Source organism: Ruminobacter sp. RM87, assembly GCF_000701925.1.
GTDB classification, from domain to species: domain Bacteria; phylum Pseudomonadota; class Gammaproteobacteria; order Enterobacterales; family Succinivibrionaceae; genus Ruminobacter; species Ruminobacter amylophilus.
In genome coordinates this window covers 48,115-68,306 of record NZ_JNKD01000002.1, presented here as the reverse complement: position 1 = coordinate 68,306, position 20,192 = coordinate 48,115, and the positions used below count along the sequence as shown (strand labels likewise).

21 protein-coding genes are annotated in these 20,192 nt (G+C 39.7%); 1 reads left to right on the top strand and 20 read right to left on the bottom strand.

Features of this window, described 5'->3' with window-relative positions:
* The 20 genes from T489_RS0101100 to T489_RS0101005 form a co-directional block, all read right to left on the bottom strand.
* Positions 1-804 (bottom strand): nitrilase-related carbon-nitrogen hydrolase, encoded by an 804-nt coding sequence (locus tag T489_RS0101100; protein WP_051621689.1) that lies wholly within the window; start codon positions 802-804, stop codon positions 1-3.
* Positions 804-2,273 carry a ribonuclease G gene (gene rng, locus T489_RS0101095; RefSeq protein WP_031578205.1) on the bottom strand — a complete coding sequence of 490 codons (1,470 nt, stop codon included), beginning with the start codon at positions 2,271-2,273 and terminating at the stop codon, positions 804-806. Before rng ends, T489_RS0101100 begins: the two co-directional genes overlap by 1 nt.
* Positions 2,266-2,850 (bottom strand): Maf family protein, encoded by a 585-nt coding sequence (locus T489_RS0101090; RefSeq protein ID WP_031578203.1) that lies wholly within the window; start codon positions 2,848-2,850, stop codon positions 2,266-2,268. The genes rng and T489_RS0101090 overlap by 8 nt, the downstream gene beginning before the upstream one ends.
* The gene (gene mreD, locus T489_RS0101085) at positions 2,843-3,343 is read right to left on the bottom strand and encodes a rod shape-determining protein MreD (RefSeq protein WP_031578202.1); all 501 of its coding nucleotides are present in this window, start codon (positions 3,341-3,343) and stop codon (positions 2,843-2,845) included. The genes T489_RS0101090 and mreD overlap by 8 nt, the downstream gene beginning before the upstream one ends.
* Positions 3,333-4,349, bottom strand: coding sequence for a rod shape-determining protein MreC (mreC, locus tag T489_RS0101080; protein WP_051621688.1), 1,017 nt, complete (start codon positions 4,347-4,349; stop codon positions 3,333-3,335). The genes mreD and mreC overlap by 11 nt, the downstream gene beginning before the upstream one ends.
* 24 nt (positions 4,350-4,373) lie before the next feature.
* A complete protein-coding gene (locus T489_RS0101075; protein ID WP_031578200.1) occupies positions 4,374-5,435 on the bottom strand; it encodes a rod shape-determining protein in 1,062 nt (353 codons plus the stop codon).
* A gap of 289 nt (positions 5,436-5,724) precedes the next feature.
* Positions 5,725-6,300, bottom strand: a complete 576-nt coding sequence (locus T489_RS0101070; RefSeq protein WP_143066434.1) for a hypothetical protein — start codon at positions 6,298-6,300, stop codon at positions 5,725-5,727.
* Positions 6,301-6,312: 12 nt separating this feature from the next.
* Positions 6,313-7,107, bottom strand: coding sequence for a prepilin-type N-terminal cleavage/methylation domain-containing protein (locus T489_RS0101065; protein WP_031578198.1), 795 nt, complete (start codon positions 7,105-7,107; stop codon positions 6,313-6,315).
* A complete protein-coding gene (locus tag T489_RS13960) occupies positions 7,107-7,829 on the bottom strand; it encodes a type IV pilus modification PilV family protein (RefSeq protein WP_051621686.1) in 723 nt (240 codons plus the stop codon). The genes T489_RS0101065 and T489_RS13960 overlap by 1 nt, the downstream gene beginning before the upstream one ends.
* Positions 7,820-8,260, bottom strand: a complete 441-nt coding sequence (locus T489_RS15670; protein ID WP_037318388.1) for a type II secretion system protein — start codon at positions 8,258-8,260, stop codon at positions 7,820-7,822. Before T489_RS15670 ends, T489_RS13960 begins: the two co-directional genes overlap by 10 nt.
* Before the next feature lie 10 nt (positions 8,261-8,270).
* Positions 8,271-8,981: a prepilin-type N-terminal cleavage/methylation domain-containing protein gene (locus tag T489_RS0101050; protein ID WP_031578195.1), complete on the bottom strand. Its 711-nt coding sequence runs from the start codon at positions 8,979-8,981 to the stop codon at positions 8,271-8,273.
* Between the two features lie 365 nt (positions 8,982-9,346).
* Complete coding sequence (locus tag T489_RS0101045; protein ID WP_031578194.1) at positions 9,347-10,579, bottom strand: type II secretion system F family protein; 1,233 nt, start codon at positions 10,577-10,579, stop codon at positions 9,347-9,349.
* The gene (locus T489_RS0101040) at positions 10,579-12,342 is read right to left on the bottom strand and encodes a GspE/PulE family protein (RefSeq protein ID WP_031578193.1); all 1,764 of its coding nucleotides are present in this window, start codon (positions 12,340-12,342) and stop codon (positions 10,579-10,581) included. Before T489_RS0101040 ends, T489_RS0101045 begins: the two co-directional genes overlap by 1 nt.
* Entirely contained in the window at positions 12,342-13,652 is a 1,311-nt protein-coding gene (locus T489_RS13955) for a tetratricopeptide repeat protein (RefSeq protein ID WP_051621685.1), read from the bottom strand. Before T489_RS13955 ends, T489_RS0101040 begins: the two co-directional genes overlap by 1 nt.
* Positions 13,649-14,566: an ExeA family protein gene (locus T489_RS0101030; protein WP_037318385.1), complete on the bottom strand. Its 918-nt coding sequence runs from the start codon at positions 14,564-14,566 to the stop codon at positions 13,649-13,651. Before T489_RS0101030 ends, T489_RS13955 begins: the two co-directional genes overlap by 4 nt.
* A gap of 26 nt (positions 14,567-14,592) precedes the next feature.
* The gene (gene mshL / locus T489_RS0101025; protein WP_084155352.1) at positions 14,593-16,248 is read right to left on the bottom strand and encodes a pilus (MSHA type) biogenesis protein MshL; all 1,656 of its coding nucleotides are present in this window, start codon (positions 16,246-16,248) and stop codon (positions 14,593-14,595) included.
* Complete coding sequence (locus tag T489_RS0101020; RefSeq protein ID WP_031578188.1) at positions 16,245-16,577, bottom strand: hypothetical protein; 333 nt, start codon at positions 16,575-16,577, stop codon at positions 16,245-16,247. Before T489_RS0101020 ends, mshL begins: the two co-directional genes overlap by 4 nt.
* Positions 16,570-17,202: a hypothetical protein gene (locus tag T489_RS0101015; protein ID WP_031578187.1), complete on the bottom strand. Its 633-nt coding sequence runs from the start codon at positions 17,200-17,202 to the stop codon at positions 16,570-16,572. The genes T489_RS0101020 and T489_RS0101015 overlap by 8 nt, the downstream gene beginning before the upstream one ends.
* Positions 17,199-17,819, bottom strand: coding sequence for a PilN domain-containing protein (locus T489_RS0101010; RefSeq protein ID WP_031578186.1), 621 nt, complete (start codon positions 17,817-17,819; stop codon positions 17,199-17,201). The genes T489_RS0101015 and T489_RS0101010 overlap by 4 nt, the downstream gene beginning before the upstream one ends.
* Positions 17,806-18,810 (bottom strand): hypothetical protein, encoded by a 1,005-nt coding sequence (locus T489_RS0101005; RefSeq protein ID WP_031578185.1) that lies wholly within the window; start codon positions 18,808-18,810, stop codon positions 17,806-17,808. Before T489_RS0101005 ends, T489_RS0101010 begins: the two co-directional genes overlap by 14 nt.
* 514 nt (positions 18,811-19,324) lie before the next feature.
* Here T489_RS0101005 and T489_RS13950 point away from each other — a divergent pair.
* Positions 19,325-20,113 carry a single-stranded DNA-binding protein gene (locus tag T489_RS13950; protein ID WP_051621682.1) on the top strand — a complete coding sequence of 263 codons (789 nt, stop codon included), beginning with the start codon at positions 19,325-19,327 and terminating at the stop codon, positions 20,111-20,113.
* Positions 20,114-20,192: the final 79 nt, after the last annotated feature.

Below are 20,192 nucleotides of genomic sequence, written 5' to 3'. Positions count from 1 at the left end.
TTATAACTTCGCTGTCAACGGCATACACTTTCTAATATTCAACTTTAATTCTAAATCAATTTTGTGTTCAATTATCTGAAAATCATTAATTTCTAACGCTTCAGTCACTACATTTCCATCAGGATCAATAATTAATGAATGACCATAACATTCGTATCCGTCCTGAGAAGTTCCATTTAATCCTGCTCCTACAACATATAACTGGTTCTCAATGGCTCTAGCTTTAAGCAGTACATGCCAATGTTTTAAACCTGTTCTGCGTGTAAATGCCGCCGGAACAATTATAATGTCTGACCCCTGCTGTCTTAATTTCGCAAAAATTTCAGGAAACCGTAAATCAAAACAAATGGCAATTCCGACACGAACGTGACCGACAGTAAAAGTTACAGTTTCAGTTCCAGGTGTGTAAAAGCTACCTTCATCATAAAGAACACCGCCAACCAAAGCTTTAAAAAGATTGATTTTTCTGTATTTAGCGATCAGACGGCCACTTTTGTCAAAAACAGCGGATGTTATATAAAACCTGCCTTCTTCGTATTCAGGCAAAGTGCCTGCAACCAAATAAACGTCATGCTTTCTCGCAAGTTTACCCAAAGAATCAATCGCTGAATTCCAACTGCGGGACAGAATCTCATAATCATGATTATCCCGACTGCAGCATGCAAAATTTTCCGGAAGAACAACCAGAGTCTCACCATCAAAAGAAAGCAGCGACTCAAGCTGCATATCTACCTGAATCAGAGTATCTGCAACACTTCGCTTTCCTGCCGGCAGTTCAATAACCACAACCCTGCAATCATTCATCAGGCCATCACCACATCATACTTTTCACGACGGTACATATGTTCAGCACGAACTTCCACAGTCTTCCCCATAAAGACTTCAAGTTCGGCAAGAGCGTGCTGTTCATCAAGCTGTAAGGCTTCCGCAACATCTGTAGACGCGTATACAATGAACTTCTCTGCCTTATACGCGTGATTTACCCTTAATATATCTCTGAGAATTTCATAGCATACAGACGAAACACTCTTCACTGCCCCTCTGCCCCTGCATTCAGGACATTCACAACAGAGAAGATGCCCCAGACTCTCTCTGGTTCGCTTTCTTGTCATTTCTACAAGACCCAGTTCAGAGAAATCAGAAACAGTGGTCTTAGCTCTGTCTTTAGCCAGTTCAGTGAGAAGTGCCTGCATAACTCGATCTCGGTGGGTTGCATCAGACATATCAATAAAATCAATGATAATGATGCCACCTAAATTTCGTAACCTCAGCTGTCTGGCAATAGCAGCTGCAGCCTCCACATTGGTATTAAAAATGGTATCCTCTAGATTCCTGTGACCAACGAATGCCCCTGTATTAACATCTATTGTTGTCATTGCCTCAGTCTGATCAATCACAAGAGAACCACCACTTTTTAGCTGAACCCGCCTGTCAAGAGCTCTCTGAATTTCATTTTCAACGTCATATAAATCAAAAAGAGGTGTGTCACCTGAATAATGTTCTATCTTACCCACCATTTCAGGAACAAATTCATTGCTATACTTGACAAGCTCTTTGAAGGCGAGTCTGGAATCCACTCTTATCTTATCAATGTCATTGCCTACAAAATCTCGTAAAAGTCTGAAAGCAATGGATAAATCCTCATGCAGAATTGTTCCGGCTTTTGCTTCTTTATAACTTTTTTTGATATTCAGCCACATGCGTTTTAGGAGCAAAGCATCCTGCTCTATTTCCTTTTCACTGATCCCTTCCGCCGCTGTTCTTACAATAAAACCGCCAACTTCTTTATCAACAAATTTTGAAACTATCGATTTTAATCTGTTTCTTTCTTCATCGCTTTCAATTTTCTGAGACACGCCCACATGGGCACTGTCAGGCATAAAAACAAGATATCTGGAAGGAAGAGTAATATCAGTTGTAAGTCTGGCCCCCTTTGTACTGATTGGATCCTTGACCACCTGTACAAGAATATCCTGTCCCTGACGCACCAGAGCGGAAATATCACATACTTTGAAATGTTCCTTTTCATGAGGATTTACGCATTCTGTATGAGGGACAATATCTGAGGCATGCAGAAAAGCAGCTTTTTCATGACCTATATCGACAAAGGCTGCCTGCATTCCCGGAAGGACACGACTGACCTTTCCTCGATATACATTGCCGACCATGCTGGAATTAGAGGAACGTTCAATATAAATTTCTGACAGTAACCCAGAAACAACAAGTGCAACTCGAGTTTCAGACGGAGTAACATTTACCAAAAGTTCATTCATGAATACCACCTTCCATAAAACTGTTCAGAATAATTCTCAATTCCGCCTGAGGCAGACCAATGATGGAACTGACACTACCAGATACGCACTTTATATAACTCCCACCTATCCCCTGAATAGCGTATCCACCAGCCTTATCAACAGGTTCACCAGTTGCCCAATAATCAGAAATATCCTTTTCCGACATTTCGACAAAAGTTACATCGGACTTCACATAGCTACTGACAGTCCTGTCTCTGTCTATTACACTAAGTCCGGTGAAAACCTGATGAGTTTTTCCACTCAGCTTGCTCATAAACAGATGAAACTCTTCGAAATCCGCAGGTTTTCCAAAAATTTCATTGTTCATCGAAACAGTTGTATCAACCCCGACAATAACTGCATCAGGATGAAGACTTAATATTTTTTCCGCTTTAGACAGAGAGAGTCTTCTGACATATTCACATGGAGTTTCAGACTGTGACAACCTGGATTCATCAATATCTGCAGGAACAACTTTAAATGAAAAACCCATGTTCCCTAATAACTCTCTTCTCCTCGGTGATGCGGAAGCCAGAATTATTTCACGATTATTCATCTTCTTTCTTAGGACTGATTAGATGATATAGAGACATTAAAAAAACATAAATAATAGGCCAACATATGGAACTTGAAAGAGCTGACCAGAAAATATTGTAATCTACGGTAACAACACCGAACAGATGTTCTCCCCAGAATAATACAAACTGACCGATAAAAATAACTGTTCCCACAACAATAGACAGTTCCGGCAAAGAATAGTATTTTATCGAATCAAATTGCGTACGAATCATCCACACCATGAACGAAAAAGCCAAAGCATGAATTCCTAACGTTGTACCAAGCAGGAAATCCATACATAAACCAGTAATCCAACCTGTAAAAACATTCACTCTTGAAGGAATGGCCACAACCCAAACCAGAACAACGAGGCACGCATAATTTGGCAGATAATCACTTAACGATGCAGGAAGTTTCATTATTGAAAGGACAAGAGCAACGATAATTGACATCCATATGAGCAAAAATGAGCCAGTACTCTTAATGGTCATTGCTGCCTCCTGTTGATTTCACTTTATTATCAGTTTTTGTGTTTCCTGAATTTTTTGAGGACTTATCCACAACAAGAGACTTGTCATTCTGTGTAGGTATTGACTTCTGTATAGTTTTTTCCTTTACATTCTGCATCGTTTCTTCTGTATTGCTTGACACTGCCTTGATTTCCTCAATGGTTTCCTGCTCAGAATCAGGCAGCCACAACAGTAACATATACTTCAAACGATCCAAGGTTGCAAGTGGTTGAGCCTTGATTTCCGCAAACTGCAAACCTTCCTTTCTGTCGAAATTGGTAACTCTGGCCACAGGATATCCGGATGGGAAAATCCCACCGAGACCGGAGCTGATAAGCAGATCTCCTACCTGAATATCTACGTTTCTAGGCATGTTAACCACATTGAGTTCATTTACTATTCCAGTTCCCGTTGCGATGGCTCTGATACCATTACGCATAACCACAACAGGTATTGAATGATTCTGATCTGAAATCAGCAGTACACGACTGGTAGAATTTGCTACGCTGATAATCTGACCGACTATACCCTGTTCATTAATCACAGGCTGACCTTCATATGCCCCGTCTTTAGCACCGCGATTAATCATTACAGTCAGTGAAAAAGGATTGGTGTCAACTCTCATAACTTCAGCGCCCATTCGTCTGAATGATTCCTTTATTGGAGAATTATTCAAACGTCTAAGCTCTTCATTGTCATGAATAACACTGTCATATCTGAGCAGTTCTACTCTTATTTCAGAGAGCTGATACTTAAGAAGACGATTTTCGTCAGCGATTTCCTGATAAGATCTCAGTCTTTCATTAGCTGAACTTACTAAGGAAACGGGAGCGTCAGCTATATAGTAAACAGGGGTTAGATAACTTTCTATATGATAGCGGACATCTTTAAAAAGATTGAAACGACTGTCTAAAAGTATCAACACCAATGAAAGCATGCCAACCAATGAAAATCTTATATTGGCTGACATACCTAATCTGTTCTGCATAACGCTCATCCGTTAAGGAATTTATTACTCAAACAACACAATGCCTTTATCGGCCATTTCGAGTGCAGCCCCGCCACCTCTTGCTACGCAGGTTAAAGGATCATCTGCAATAGTAACAGGTACCTTGGTACGCATATGGAGAACCTTGTCAATATTTCTTAAAAGAGCACCGCCGCCAGTTATGGTCATGCCTCTGTTGGAAATATCAGCAGATAATTCTGGAGGTGCGTTATTCAAAGCCATGGCAACAGCATCAATAATACTGCTCAGTGGCCCCTGAAGAGCTTCTAAAATCTCAGTAGAAGTTATGACCAAAGAACGAGGAGCCTGTTCAATAATACTCTGACCGCGAATTTCCATTTCCCTTGGTTCGTCGTCTTCACCTTCATATGCACAACCGATTTCTATTTTGATTTTTTCAGCTGTTACCTCACCGATTTCCAGACGATGCTTATCACGAATATAGTGCACAATAGCCTGGTCAAACTTATCACCGCCGGTTCTGACTGAAGAAGCGTATACAATACCGCTCAGAGCAATGATAGCAACTTCCGTGGTACCGCCCCCGATATCTATAACCATCGAACCGCTTGGTTCAGTTACAGGTAATCCGGCACCGACAGCTGCAGCCATAGGTTCTGTGAGCACATGAACCTCATTGGCCCCGCATACTCTTATTGAATTCTTAATAGCATTTCTTTCTACAGGTGTTGAACCATATGGAACACAAACTAAAACTCTTGGTCCGCTAGAAATCCATCTGAGGAATTTCAGCGATTTGGTAGGAATGGCATGCATAAACTCTTCAAGCATGCGTTCTGTGTACTTACAGTCAGCAATTACACCATCTTTCATAGGTCTTACAACCTTTATATCCTCAGGTGCCTTACCTAACATTCTCTTTGCGGCATTACCGACAGCGATAGGTGTCAAAGGTCTACCTCTGGAAAGACCTCTTTCCTTAACCGCAACAACTGTAGGTTCGTTCAATACAATACCTGTGGATTTAACATAAATCAGCGTATTTGCTGTTCCAAGGTCAATAGAAAGGTCAGTAGAATATAAAGATCTAAGTTTATTAAACATTTATTAAATCCGGATACAACACTTACTCACGGCACCTTATGCCGAGTCTTAAAAGATTACAATGGGGGAAACCCGAGGCCTTAATTTCTACGTATTTACCTTTTTGAAAACTTAATAATTTTCTCCAGGTACTACATTATTCCACATGTGATTAAACAGTAGACTCTACCTTTTTCACTGACTGAATTAAAAATAAAGCATGCTGATTATAACACTAAATAGGTTATCTTTTAAGAAAAACTTGCAAAAGCTTAACAAGCACAGAAATTAAAAAGGACCTTTAAATCAGCTATTCAGCACTGACATTCCAACTGATATCGGAGGCCTTGGTGGTCTCAGTCCTTTTTACTTTATAGTAAGACGTATTACCTGAACAGGTGGCACTGTTTGGAGCACAGGAGGAACTTATAAACGGAACATCACATACTGCAGAAGAAGTTATCTGATATTCATACAGAACATCAGAACCGGATACATCATCGCTGATAATCTTTTTAACATCAATGTAAAGTTTATCAAGATAACACCCATCTCTGAATCCGTTACACAAAATATTGCCATCTTCATGAGAAACAGAACTGCAGTTTGCAGGAAGAATTGACTTGGAAGCAGGTTCGCCATCACCCCATAAAAGTGATGAAAGCGAACCGTTGCTTGCTCCTAACGGAAACAGCTGAGCCATTGCAAACTCCGTTCCCGTATGAGCCAGAAGTTCAGCCTGCATTCCGACGGACACGGTCACTTTATTCTGATCACTGTTCATAAGCATACGGGCAGAAACGGCAATAAGCAGGGAAAAAACCACTATAACAGCTATAGCAGTCAGAAGCATAGATCCCCGTTTTCTGTGTAAATTCGTCACCATATCAATCACCCGTTAAAAATCCACACTGCTGTGTAATTCAAACCTTTGACTTACAGTAATAAAATCATCGCCAGAAGATAATTTTACAGATACAGTAACACCGTTCTGTCCATTCGAATATGTTCCATCATTTAGTTTAAAAATATCAACTTTTGCTCCATGTTCCCCTTCCGCAGGATTGTTCAGAGGGACTGCAGAACCATCTCCCTGTTTATAAAAAAGATGCCCCTGAGTGCTTTGATAATATTTTTTATCGGACTGGCTGTCGGTAAGATACATTACAGTACCGCCACTTATGTAAGGGTCGTCCCCAAAACTTGTAACCTTTACCTTATAAACACCGGCAGTACAGGATGAGGAAACAGAAACGTCATCAGGCGTCATTACATTTTTTAATTCAAGAACTCCGTAAGAATGATCAAGCTTAAGATATTTAAGCCTGTAATTGCTCAGTCCGGAAGAACAGAGAACATCATTTTCAGCCAGCGGAAGATATAGGTACTGCCCCTCTTTTATGTCCGCCACACGATATCTTTCAACAGGTATGGTTAATGAGAGCATAGCACCGCTCCCTGATGAATATATATTTTCTGAAACAGAAATGCTGTACGGCATTGAATTCTCTATCTGAATTCGCAATCTGGCAAAAAGATTATGACTTATAGCAGCCAGTTGCGTTCTGCTACTGATACCGACGTACATTTTGGTTCCCTGCCACAAAAAAGACACGGTAACCCCGCCGGCAACACCGAGCAGTACCATAACAACTACAAGTTCAATTAAAGTAAAAGCTTTATTGCGTTTCATCAGTAGTTACTCCTTATAAAACGATACTCATACGTATCATCACGCGGAGATAACACCTTTATGATAATCATTTTCACTGTCAGCTTGCTAAATCCTGAGAATTCTACATCTTTGTTATAAACATCTATACTGACAAAATAATCTGAATAACTGTTGCACGCAATATCATTACTTGTCTCACCAAGGCTGCATGTATCATTATGGGTATTATCGACAAAGAAAACTGCAGGCACAAGACATTCACTGTCACCACAGACAGCATTGTTAATCCTCGTACAGCTTGTATCACTGCCTGTACACTTATTGTTGTTGCCATAACAGTAAGAATTCAAAGAATCCAAACCGCAAAGACTGTATGTATCAAAATCATCCACGTCATTGAAATTTTCAGGACGAGGATTAGAGCTCTCCGTGGAATCCGGACCAAAATTGGATTGTAACGTACAAGCCCCGAGATTACAGACATCTATCCCCTTGTAACTCACAGACTCACCACAGCGGCAGCCCCCACCCTGATGATCTGATTTCTCATCGTACGCTCTTATTTTCATCTGATTGTATATACGATGTGCCAGCAAATCAGCCTTAACCTGAAAACTAGGCTCAACGGACTTCATCTCCAGTGAACCAATAATGGGTATAAGGCCACTGAGAACAATCCCCATAACAACAATACCGATAACCAGCTCAACAAGCGAAAAGCCTCTATCTTTTACTTCCATGATACAGCCCCCTCGGTATTTACCTTAACTGTACATGAGGCCCCCTCGAACACATATTCAAGAGAAATATCTTCGGAGTTCTGAAGCTGGCCGATTCCATTGAAATAAAACTCGACATCACTGGTACCATTCATGGTTACCTTGGGATTTCCGCCCCGCATTTTCAGATTATTTACTTCGGAACAGTCATTCTTCAGACAGACGCCATAGTCGCCGGAAAGAAATGATTTGAAATAGACATCAGGAGAATCCCCCTGATTAATATTGATGCTCTGCGTTTGCAGTATCAGATTAGATACTTCCTGACACACAGAAAGATGCTCGCCAGAACCTGCTGATAATTTTGGTACGGCGTACACTGACAGAATTCCTAAAATTACTATTACTGTCACCAACTCTATCAAAGTAAATCCAGTAGAGCATCTTTCCATAGCACCACGCTTAATTACTGCTGTGAATATATGGTGTTATCAGACCTAACGCAGGTACATAGGTAAAACTCATATACTTGTCAGTACTGTTGTTAGGAGTTTTGTAATTACCACTTTCACTTCTATCAAGAGACACAACCAGATAATAGTGACAAATACCATAATTTGCTACAGCACTGCCATTAACAGGACCTACACTGTATGAAATGAAATATTTATAGTTTTCTGAACTGCTGTTCACATCGCTTATGCTGGTAGTAGCCTTAGGAGGGTTCTGCAACATACTTTCCCAGATATGAAGACATTTATCTGAAGTCATGCCGACGTCATAATAAGAAGCATACTCAGCAGTTACAGGAGAGGAAGAGGAATTTATTGCCGTTGCGGCAATAGGATATCCAGGACTCATGGTACCATCTTCAATCTTGGAGGTTGAAGGTGTGGTCAGATAAAAACGGCTGCCATCATAAAGCACGCTGTTAACACCATCAACTTTAGGTCTGCTCTTTGCTTCCCACTGCGCTCTAACCAGCAGAATACCTGTAGCAAAATTACCAGCTACCCCCTCTACACTGGCCTTCTTAGCCTCTTCGGTAACATCTATGAAACGAGGTAAAGCTGTTGCGGCCAATATACCCAAAATAACAATAACAATAATCAGTTCAATCAGGGTAAAACCCTTATTGCGCTTAACATTTTTCATAGTTTTAGCTTTTTTCATCTTTCACTCCTAAAAAGACTACTTTGACTATATCAGGTAAAAACATCCTGTTTAATATTCCTGATAAACAACCCGTTATAAGTTAATTATATCTAAAAATCAGTAATTCTCACTTAAAACGCCATCTTTTGCATTTCATTTATTGGGAGACATCTAATTTTTTAAAACAGTTAGATTATCACTTTTAATTTTCTCAAGGTCGAAAATAAAATAATCAACAATACTAATATGTTTGTGTGTTATTTTTATACTATATTTTTGGTTATACACTTGCACAGTTAACATCTAGCACAGGGGATTATTTTGCTATTAACGATTTTACATACATATATTTAAATATATATTTGAAATATTACATCACGTCTCTACTGCTTCCCCTGCATTGCTCCGTACATGTCCCACATAGGAGAAAATATACCTAGAGCCAGAAGCCCCACAATAAGAGATACCACAACAAGAAGCAGAGGTTCTATTTTGGCAGTAAGAGACTTTACACCATAATCCACTTCTCGTTCGTAATAATCCGCGCCTTCAATAAGCAGTTCATCAACACGACCGGTTTCGTCACCGACAGCGAACATCTGTAATACCAGAGGTGAGAACATTTGGCTCTGAACAGCTGTCTGAGAGAGGGAAACACCTTGCTCTATCTGTTTCTGCATATTCAGCACCTTCTTTTCCAGATACTTATTATCTAACGCATCAGCAACAAGTCTTAAGGCAGTATTTAATGGCACGCCTGACTGTAACATCAGTGAGAAACTGCGACAGAAACGTCCCAGAAGAGCCATGTTGAGAATATTTCCAATAACTGGAATCTTTAACTTATACTGATCCCATTTAACTTTCACAGACTCTTTCTTCATGGCATTTTTTATAATAAATGGAACCGCAACAACGACAGCCAGCATATAAGGCCAGTAATTAACGAATATATTTGATGTCGCAATAAGAATTCTGGTGGTTATAGGAAGGTCTACACCAAACTTTGAAAACATATCAGTAAATACAGGAATTACAAAAATGTTAAGAATAACTACCGCAGCAACAATAAATAACATAACCATAATAGGATATCTCATGGCTGCTGTTATACTTTTCTTCGTCTGCAAGTCTAATTCAAAATATGATGCCAATTGAGAAAACACGTCATCGAGCTTACCGGTGTTTTCACCAACGTTAATCATCGCCACAAAAAGAGAATTATAGATTTCAGGCTGTTCCGACATGGATAATGCCAAAGATTTACCACCTATAAGATCTTTGTTGAGCTTTACCAGAGATTCCTTTAGGGCAGGATGTTCCATGGAATCACTTAAGCCGGTTATCGCACGAATCATGGGTACCCCGGCCTTACTCAGAGAAAACATCTGACGACAAAACATTACAAGCTGTTCTGTTTTTACTTTTTTCTTGAAAAACTTGGACATCCCAGCAGGCATTTTTATAGATACAGCCTGCTTTTCTTCTTTGATTTCAATAGGAATCATGCCGGTTTTACTTATCTCATCAATAACATCATACTGACTACCGGCTTCAATTGTTCCAGTTACATATTTTCCGGAACTGTTTTTGGCTTTGTATCTAAATACAGGCATTAATCATTCACCTCACAAAGCTTCATAACCTCTTCAATAGAGGTCACTCCGTCAACTGCAAGATCATAGGCCACTTTAGCTAAAGGCTTGTACATTGGACTCTCTTTTGCACATCTTGCAAACTCTTCCAAATCATCCTTTCTCAAGGCATCCATCATGGCATCATTTAATACAAGCAGTTCAAAAACACCTATACGTCCCTTATAACCACTGAAATTGCAATACTGACACCCCTTTCCCTTATTGCCAAGCTTGAACTTGTGCTGTCTCTGCTCTTCGATCGGAACTCCAAGTGCGGCTTCGATGAAACGTTCCTGTGAAGGTTCGACCTCACAGTAATCACCGCACTTAGGACATACTCTTCTCACCAGACGCTGTGCAAGCACTGCCTTTAGTGAACTGGCAACCAGATATCCGGGAGCCCCCATATCGACAAGTCTCATGGTACTTGATATGGCATCATTTGTATGCAGTGTGGATAATACAAGATGACCAGTCATAGCACCACGCAGACCAATTTCACTGGTTTCCTTATCTCGCATTTCACCTACAAGAATCACATCAGGGTCCTGACGCAGACAGGCTCTAAGAACATTGGCAAAATCCAAACCTATCTTCTGGTTTATCTGAACCTGAGTTATTCTCGGCAAACGGAATTCAACCGGATCCTCAACGGTAATAATCTTAACATCTGGAGTATTAAGTTCATTCAGTGCTCCGTACAGAGTTGTGGTTTTACCGGAACCGGTTGGTCCTGTTACAAGAATCATCCCGTGAGGTCTGTGAATCTGAATTCTCATGCTCTCAAGTATTTTTTCAGGCATACCTGTAGCATTAAGGGAAACAAGACCTGTTGCCTGATTCAGAATACGCATTACTATGGATTCACCATACTGCGTTGGAAGAGTTGACACACGGACATCCACGCCGTTTCCTGCAATCGTAATGTGGAATCGGCCATCCTGAGGCAATCTCTTTTCAGAAATATCCAGACCTGCCATAAGCTTTATTCTTAATGCAATAGCCGCACCTATATCAGAACTAGGCAAAATCTGTTCAGTAAGACTTCCATCTATACGCTGTCTTATTCTCAATACACCATCATCAGGCTCTATATGAATATCTGACGCTTTCCAGTTGATTGCATCTTCAAATACTGATTTAAGTAAATTAACAACCGCAGCATCTGAGGAATCATCGTCAACATTTAATGTATCTGTTGCACCGACTTCAAATGCCGATTTCGTAATTTCACTCTGGAGCTGATCCGCATATTTCGCAATATTTTCAGTATTGCGGTATAACATTGGAAGATATTTAACTATTTCTGATTCTGGAGTTATTACAAAATCAACTTCATTTGGATCCAGTTTATCAACAATATCATCACGACCGTAATAATCGAGAGGATCCGCAATTACAACCGTAATTACGTCATTTCCCGTATTCTGATTCAATCTTTTTGATATAGCCAACGCCCTTTTCTGTCTGGCTATATTTTCAGGAAGCATTTGAACTACATTACTGTCAATATTTAATTTTGACAAATCGGTAAAAACAGTCATCTGAAGCTGTTGCCCCAATGCGGTACATATATCAGCTTCCGTAGCCAGGCCGAGAGCAACCACGGCCTGACCAAGTTTGAGGTTCATTTCCTTTGAATAGTTCAGGGCCTCTTCGACGTCGTTTTCGGTAATTATCCCGGACTGAACTAAAACGTCACCTATACGTAATCTTTTTCTAGAGCTGTTATCTTCCGGCATTATCTCAGTGTCTCCAAAAACTTTATACGACCTTCAACAAACTTACGTGAGGATTGACTTAAATATAGAGACGAGGCTTTCTTATACGCTTCCAAAGCCTGTTTGTGTTTTCCCTGCTTTTCTTCGGCAATCCCTAATCCAAGATACCATTTACCATCAGGTGAATTGGTTGAGGCCAAGGCCCTATACGCCTTTGCTGCCACAGGAAAGTTACCGCTTTCTCTGGCAATACTTGCCATCGTGGCATAATAGTCAATATTTCCAGCAACAGGAGGAGTTACAGTTTCCAAAACTTTCAATGCTTTAGCATCGTCACCACGAGACTTATATATTCTTGCCAAAAACAAGCGATAATCATAATGATAAGGAGTCTGAGCAATACCTCCGTCAAGTACTCTGATAGCATCAACGTAATTATCCTGACCAAAATAAAGACTTGCCAATTTTTCTCGTGCCTCTATGTCTTTAGGATCAACGGCAAGTATATTCCGATAAGCATCTATAGCTCTTCTGCTATCACCTTTTCCTAGAGAATTCAACGCCTGAGTCCGGTAAATCTCTTTCTGTTCATTCGGAGTAAGCTGACTCTTAGCCACCTTTAGTGAAGAAGCCTTGCGACTTACCGGCTTTTCCACCACAACTACATTCGGTTCTTCCTCAATAACATAGTTATCGGCATCGTATACATAGTCTTCTACAACATTATTTTTTTTTGATTCCTTCGCAGACTGACTGTCTGTTTTTACAACTTTATGAATCTCCTGCTTTTCAACTGTCTTAACCTGACTCTGAGCAACTTCATGGTTCTCAGGTCTGTTTCTGATTAAATTTCTTTCCGTCTTCTGATGTACATCCAGTACGGGAACATCTTGATCCAAAGCATGTTCACTGTTAACGGATTCTGTATTCACCGCTGTAATACCGGTCTCAACAGAAGCAATGACGTTATTCTGAGTGTCGGTAACCTCATTTTCATTCTGAGAAACTGTATTTCTTTCATTTGTAATCTGAACATTGTTCAGATTCGGATCTGTGGACACCTCGGCAACAGAAGCTGTCTTTTCAGAAGAGGATTCAACTTCCTTTGAAAGAGTTGCTGTCGGCTTTGTCTTGGACAGATTGTTTTTTTCTCCTATCTTATATGCATAGTAACCGGAACCTGCTAAAACAGCTACGCCAATAATTACAAGAGAAGCCAATGTCAGTTTATTAAAAGACATTCCTGCTTTTTCCGGTGGCACATACTTGCCATATTCGTCCCCGGAATTTCGTTTATTCAGTTCCTTTAAAGCTTTATTTATAACACTCATCTAGTCGCTCCAAAGATATATAGGCCACCTACCACGGCAACAAAGACCAGACTGATAATTCCCAAATTTCTGAGCAGTCTTAAAAATCCTCTTTTACCAGCTCCCGCAGTAGTACCGTTTGTATCACTTACAGCTTCTGATACTATTTTTTTTGAAACTGCATACACGCCGTAGCCATAACATAGCATCAGGGATTTATTTGCAATCACATTAATCAGCCTAGGTATCCCGTGACTTGCCTTGTAAATACGTTGTGACACCTTGCGACTGAAAACTTCTATTCCCTTAAAACCAGAGGCTTTCATACGATAATTCAGGTATGAATAAGTTTCATGTTCATTTAGGGGTCTGAGTGCATATGAAAAAGAAATTCTCTGGCGCAACTGTCTGAAGTTATTCTGCAACAGTTTATAATCAAGTTCAGGCTGGCCAAATAGAATAATATGCAGCATTTTCTCCTGTTCGGTCTCAAGATTTCCCAAAAGTCTGATGGCTTCAAGAGTTTCATCACTTAAAGCCTGAGCCTCATCTACAATCATCACAACTTTCTTATTGGCCTTATTCAGCTCCAAAAGGCGATTATTGATAATGTCATTGAGGGACAAACTTGAAACATTATCAACATCCAGCTGTAACTCCTTGGCAATGGAAAGCTTGAGTTCTGCCGGAGTAAGAATAGGATTCGGAATATACACAAGTTCATAATTATCAGACAGTTTTCCCATAAACAGTCTGAGAACCATTGTCTTACCGGTGCCAACCTCTCCGGTTACCTTTATAAACCCCTCTCCATTCAATAATGCAGTATTAAGAACCTCCAGCGCTTCTTCATGTGGAGGTAACCCGTAGTACAAACTGGTGTTCGGAGTCAAACTGAACGGTTGCTGTTCTAACCCAAAAAAATCTTGATACACCGCAAAAATCCCTAATTGTTGTTTATTTATTCTATGAAATCAACATCTGAACTCTTCTTCTCACCATCATCGTTCGGGTACCATTTCTTTAATAAATCCATGGACTTTCCGATTTCATTCTTCCAGGTATTGCCATCAACAACAACAGGCTTCAGAAGAATTACGAGCTCCTTCTTGTGATTAAAGTTGTTTCTGTTGGTAAAAAGCTCTCCTAAGTACGGAATATCTCCGAGTACCGGAACCTTTGACACATACTCCCCAACTTCAGATCTCATTAAACCACCAATGAGAATAACGTCACCTGATTTAACCTTTACAATAGTATCTGTTTCTCTTACCTGAGAACTGGCAAGAGGCAGCTGCATGGCTGAGGAGCCTCCTCCGAGGTTAACAGTCTTACTATCTTCCTTAACATCTATCACAGCCGGATGAATATGCATCAGAACTTCATTATTATCATTAATCTGCGGTAACACATCGAGGGATACACCACTGAAGAACGGCTTAAAAGTAACATCTGAAGTAATGTAATTGCTACTTGTAGTAGTGCTTGCTGAGGTATCAACAGAAATATCTGTCAGGAAGTACGAATCAGTACCAACCTTCATTATGGCCTTCTGATTATTCAAAGCAGTAATTCTCGGACTTGACAGAGTCGTTACGTCACCCTGGGTCTTAAGGAAATTCATTAGTGCATTAAAATGGCTGGATTCCGCAGAAAAAGACAATCCACCTCCCATGATGCCGATAATGGCATCACCGGATCCGCCTCCAAAAGCTTTTGCACTCCCAAATTTGAAAGTATGACCGGTTATAGCAGACCAATCTATCCCCTGAGCATAATTCTCATCCAGAGTCACTTCCAGTATCTTAGACTCTATTACAACCTGTCTGTGAAGATTTGATTCAATACTATCCAGATAATTCTTCACATTCTGTATATCTTCCGGCATACCTCGTACGGTAACAACTGCGGCATGAGGATTAACTTTAACTAGTCTGCCTTCATCTGTTCCTACAATTGAACTCAGAACATTTTGCAGGTCAGTCCAGAAATCACTCTTTGCCGTTGTTGTAACCTTAGTGCCACTTGAACTGTTTGACGAACTGTCACTGTCACTTGAAGAAGAAGATGATGATGAATTAGATGAACTGTCACTGTCTGAATTAGTCACTGTATTGTTAACAATAGATAATTTTGTTTCCGCATCTCTTATCATTGACAGATAATTGATCGGAATATTCTCGGTATGAATACCTGCAGGATACACGTAATAAACAGAATTTTTCTTTTCAGTGTAATAACCGTACATTCTATATACAGCATCAAACACTTCATCAGTGGTTACATTATCCAGATTAAGAGTAATGTTACCGCTGACTTCCGGATGAACAACCACCGAAGAATTTGTCTGATTCATTATTCGAGCAAAGAATTCAGAAGCAGGAACATTGTTTGCGGCAATTGAAATACGACTGGCATTACCTATTGAATACTGTTCATCCAACGGATTATCGGGATTCAACTCATTAAGCACATCTTCCGGTACATCAGACAACCCGGCCTGAGACAGAGCTAAAGCAAGTTCCTCCTGAGCTTCCTTAGGCTGTGGATGATTATAAACACAACCTACGCACATAGCCAAACTCAAAGCTATTGCAGATTTCAATATCCTACTCATTTTTGCACCTTCGATGTAAACAGTGATAGTTTCACAAGTACAGGATTATTATCCTTTTTCAAAAGAATGTCAGACTTGTTGATAGCATATACTCTATAACCGAAACATTCCTCTGATATGTAGCATGTCCTTCCATTAACTATGGCCCTTGTGCGCCCGTTTCCTCTCATTATTGCCTGAAGTTTGAGTTCTTCTGCAGAATTTTTACTATCGCTGCTTGTCGATGTACTCATTCCAGACAGTGGGGTTGTCGGATCATGCAACTGAAAATCTTCAGCATACGCTACTGGTATGAGCATTGCCGATAAAATAATTATTTTCTTAAGCATGTAGAAAATCCTTATTAATGCTAAGAGTATAAACTTCAACAGTCACTTCTGATACCGGATACTGAACCACATGATAGTTTATTAGATGCCAATTGAAGTTATACCCAGAGTTTTCCATTTTCTCCATATGCTTCATGATATCAAGGTAACGACCTTTGAAAGTCATACGGACAGTATGTTGGTAAAGCAGGCTGTCACCATTGCTCATCAGAATTTTAGGAGGTAAATTTTCCATAGATAACAGTTCTATTTCTGATGTTTTCAGCATACCTTTCAATATATCTGACATATGCGATGCATCAACCAGGCTCGTTGCCCCTTTATCAAGCTTTCCAGATATATCAGCAATCTCTTTATTGAGATTTTGCAATTCTTCACGAAGTTCAAGATTAGGGTCTTTCGTAATTCTGGACTGCCACGTTTCAAGTTCAGATCTTTTTTCATCGAGATCCGTCTTCAAAGAAGACATACTTGAATTTATTTTCTTTTCTGCCATGTTATTGGCGTCGATTACATAAAAATAGATCGGGGTAACAAAAGCACAAATACCAACCATCAGAACCATAACGCGTTCACGCATGGTCATGTTGGCTACTTTCTTTTCATAATCTCTATAAGCACTCATTTTCTTTCCCCTTTATCGTCTTTATCATCTTTTATTTTGCTCTCAAGGGAAAAACCTAAGTAATTGTCGTCTCTGTTGTAATTTAGTTTAACGCTGCCGAAAGTTAGATTTGATAAATCTGAATATTCACGGAACTGACCTATCCACTTTGGCACATCTTCTGCCGTTCTGGCTACACCTTCAATATCAGCCTGACCATCAACAATACTGAAACTGGTTATTGCTATACCATCATTTCTAACTGTGGCCAGAGCTTTCATAAAACCTGCAAAACCATGACCGCTTTTATTTGAATCTCTTAATAAATAGGCGCCTAACTCTCTTTTTCCCTGAGCAATTTTGCGTGCGGTTTCAACCTGAGACTGGAGTTCAGTGTCCAGTTTAAGAGACGAAACTATGACCTGAGTCTGCATCAGCTCATCAGAAACACTCTCATACTCATCATTCATAGTCTGTTGCTGTCGTACAAGCTTTTTCTTCTTGTCATTTGATACATTAGCCCACAACCCCATAACAACAGCAGTTATCAGCCAGATAATAATCATGTGTTTTAAGCTAAGAATTACCAGTTTTGGTTGAAATTCCTTGCTGTAGAGATTGATTCTAATTTTTCTCACTTACAAGTATTCCTTCTTTTAAAATTCCCAACAACGGTGCATAGCCCAAATCTTTTTTCAAAATATCAACCAGCTGTGCATTTTTACAAACCGAATATCCCACTGCCTCTGTTGTAGCCACATCATCATTTATAGGCACAACGTCAACAACTCTTCTGAAATTCTGACTGAAACCCGCAGCAATATTCTTAAGCTGTTCTGCGTTCATAACCAGAAGCAGCTTGCTCATCGGCGGCAGACCTAATCGTGATGTAAAGAAATCATCCGTAATACGGAGTATTTCTGTTGTAAGTTTACTGATCGTCGGATCGTCAGCACCGCCAATCAGATCTGTTGCCAGATTTTTATATCCTCTAAGAGTACGCGAATAGCACAGTTCTCCGCCAAAAACACCATAGACCGTAAGATCCCTGGATTTCTGAAGATAAAGAGTAAGGCAGAGCTGAGGAACAAACAGATTCTGTTCCTTGTCCTTAATTTTCCCCATTGACAGAGCCTGATAATAGGAAATAAATTCAGTCATTGCCAAATCAAAAATAGTAATTTTTTCTAAGGAGGCAACGTCATTAACTATTTCAGACAAACCTGCTATAAGCTTCTTTTCCACAAGTACAAAATTCAACGAAGGCTTACTGTTTTTCCCTGTTTTGGCATCGTAAAAATCCCAGGTATAGTCCAAAATACGCCCCTGAACCGTAGGTTCAAGTTCTTTGTTCATTGCTACGCTTTTTAATTCTTCCTCGGAAAGACGTTCATTTTTCGGAAGCTGAACCACAGTGTATAAGCCCTGCCCCAAAACAACAATCACCTTGCATGATGCTGGAATCTTATATTTTTTGAACAGTCCATCTACAGCATTTTTCCATTCTGTATTACCAGCGCACAACACCTTGTCTGTAATGATTTTAGTGGCTTTTGAGGATGTATAAAGAAACGTTATTTCCTCATTAGCAATACCTAAAATAACTTTGTTTATATTACCTTTAGCCATACAATAAATACACCGATAACAATAAAAAGATACCTAATTTAACTTTATCACGAACCTAAAATTTCAATAATTAAAACCTTTAATCATTTAGTCAAAATTTGAAATACATTAAGAATAAGCAACCAAAACTGATTTTCCTTTGTTTTCCAAAGAAAATTTTGTAATTTTCCTCACATATTTTTTTGATTTTTCGACCAAAAAAACTGTAATTATCATCTAATGCGTTGAATTGTTAGATTTTTATCTATAAAATACTATTTATACTAATACACAAATTATTGCTATCCATACATTTATGAATACCAAACATTGAACTTGGAGATGATTTTTTTGATTATGCTCAAGAACATTGTGCGAAAAAATGATAAAATCACACTGTCTTGACATCACAAAACGAATTTTCTTTGATAAAGACATTACTTCAAAGGCTAAGGTATCAGTAGCAAATAGTTAAGTAGGAAAGGAAATTAAATCAAGATAGAAGGTAAGTTATTAAGTCGAGAGGTAAATTATTATGGCCGCGCGTGGAGTAAACAAAGCAATTTTAGTAGGCAATCTGGCTGCCGAGCCTGATTTTCGCATGCTGAACGGAGGATCAAACAGTGTAGCCACTGTCAGTCTTGCAACAAACGAATCATTCAGGGATCAGAACGGCAACATACAGGAAAGAACTGAATGGCACCGCATTGTATTTTGGGGCAGACTTGCTGAAATCGCAAGAGATTATCTCCACAAAGGTTCTCAAGTTTACGTTGAAGGAAAAATCAGAACTCGTTCATACGATGATCAGAATGGTCAGCGTAAATACATTACTGAAATTCAGGTTACAGATCTGCAGATGCTTGGAAACAAGCCTCAGAATCAGGACAACAATGGCTACGGAGCCAACAATTACAATCAGCAGTATGGTGGCAACAGTTTGCAGAATCCTCAGAGAGGAAATCAGCAATATAACGGCAACGGCCATAACAACCAGGGAAACTATAACAACAATGGTTTCAATAATAACAATTTTGGCAACAATGGCAATTTCAATAATAATTACGGCCGTTCCGGGAACAACGTACCTCAGCAGCAGAATCCAATGCCTGAACCATCATATAACCAGAGCTCCAGCCAAAACGGCAGTGACAACGCTTACCCTGGATTACCTCCGTTACCATCTCAAGGGGCTGCTCAGACAGCTCCGGGAAATCTGAACATAGAAAAAGCTTCAGACTCAGGGGCAGGAAGCAATTCTGAATTTACTGCCAAGGAACCGGACATGCATTCATCATTCAACGATGATCCGTTGCCATTCTAAGTTGAAAATTTAAACTTTTTTCAAATTATCAAGTCTATAAAACAACGGCCGGAAAGATATAATTTCCGGCCTACTTTAT

Excerpts from the sequence above, each read along its gene's own strand:
- mshL (WP_084155352.1), bottom strand. The coding sequence starts at position 16,248 with ATGAGTAGGATATTGAAATCTGCAATAGCTTTGAGTTTGGCTATGTGC.
- mreC (WP_051621688.1), bottom strand. The coding sequence starts at position 4,349 with ATGCAGAACAGATTAGGTATGTCAGCCAATATAAGATTTTCATTGGTT.
- T489_RS0101040 (WP_031578193.1), bottom strand. The coding sequence starts at position 12,342 with ATGCCGGAAGATAACAGCTCTAGAAAAAGATTACGTATAGGTGACGTT.
- T489_RS0101090 (WP_031578203.1), bottom strand. The coding sequence starts at position 2,850 with ATGAATAATCGTGAAATAATTCTGGCTTCCGCATCACCGAGGAGAAGA.
- T489_RS13955 (WP_051621685.1), bottom strand. The coding sequence starts at position 13,652 with ATGAGTGTTATAAATAAAGCTTTAAAGGAACTGAATAAACGAAATTCC.
- T489_RS13950 (WP_051621682.1), top strand. The coding sequence starts at position 19,325 with ATGGCCGCGCGTGGAGTAAACAAAGCAATTTTAGTAGGCAATCTGGCT.
- T489_RS0101075 (WP_031578200.1), bottom strand. The coding sequence starts at position 5,435 with ATGTTTAATAAACTTAGATCTTTATATTCTACTGACCTTTCTATTGAC.
- T489_RS13960 (WP_051621686.1), bottom strand. The coding sequence starts at position 7,829 with ATGGAAGTAAAAGATAGAGGCTTTTCGCTTGTTGAGCTGGTTATCGGT.
- T489_RS15670 (WP_037318388.1), bottom strand. The coding sequence starts at position 8,260 with ATGGAAAGATGCTCTACTGGATTTACTTTGATAGAGTTGGTGACAGTA.
- T489_RS0101020 (WP_031578188.1), bottom strand. The coding sequence starts at position 16,577 with ATGCTTAAGAAAATAATTATTTTATCGGCAATGCTCATACCAGTAGCG.
- T489_RS0101015 (WP_031578187.1), bottom strand. The coding sequence starts at position 17,202 with ATGAGTGCTTATAGAGATTATGAAAAGAAAGTAGCCAACATGACCATG.
- T489_RS0101050 (WP_031578195.1), bottom strand. The coding sequence starts at position 8,981 with ATGAAAAAAGCTAAAACTATGAAAAATGTTAAGCGCAATAAGGGTTTT.
- T489_RS0101005 (WP_031578185.1), bottom strand. The coding sequence starts at position 18,810 with ATGGCTAAAGGTAATATAAACAAAGTTATTTTAGGTATTGCTAATGAG.
- mreD (WP_031578202.1), bottom strand. The coding sequence starts at position 3,343 with ATGACCATTAAGAGTACTGGCTCATTTTTGCTCATATGGATGTCAATT.
- T489_RS0101065 (WP_031578198.1), bottom strand. The coding sequence starts at position 7,107 with ATGAAACGCAATAAAGCTTTTACTTTAATTGAACTTGTAGTTGTTATG.
- T489_RS0101070 (WP_143066434.1), bottom strand. The coding sequence starts at position 6,300 with ATGGTGACGAATTTACACAGAAAACGGGGATCTATGCTTCTGACTGCT.
- rng (WP_031578205.1), bottom strand. The coding sequence starts at position 2,273 with ATGAATGAACTTTTGGTAAATGTTACTCCGTCTGAAACTCGAGTTGCA.
- T489_RS0101045 (WP_031578194.1), bottom strand. The coding sequence starts at position 10,579 with ATGCCTGTATTTAGATACAAAGCCAAAAACAGTTCCGGAAAATATGTA.
- T489_RS0101100 (WP_051621689.1), bottom strand. The coding sequence starts at position 804 with ATGAATGATTGCAGGGTTGTGGTTATTGAACTGCCGGCAGGAAAGCGA.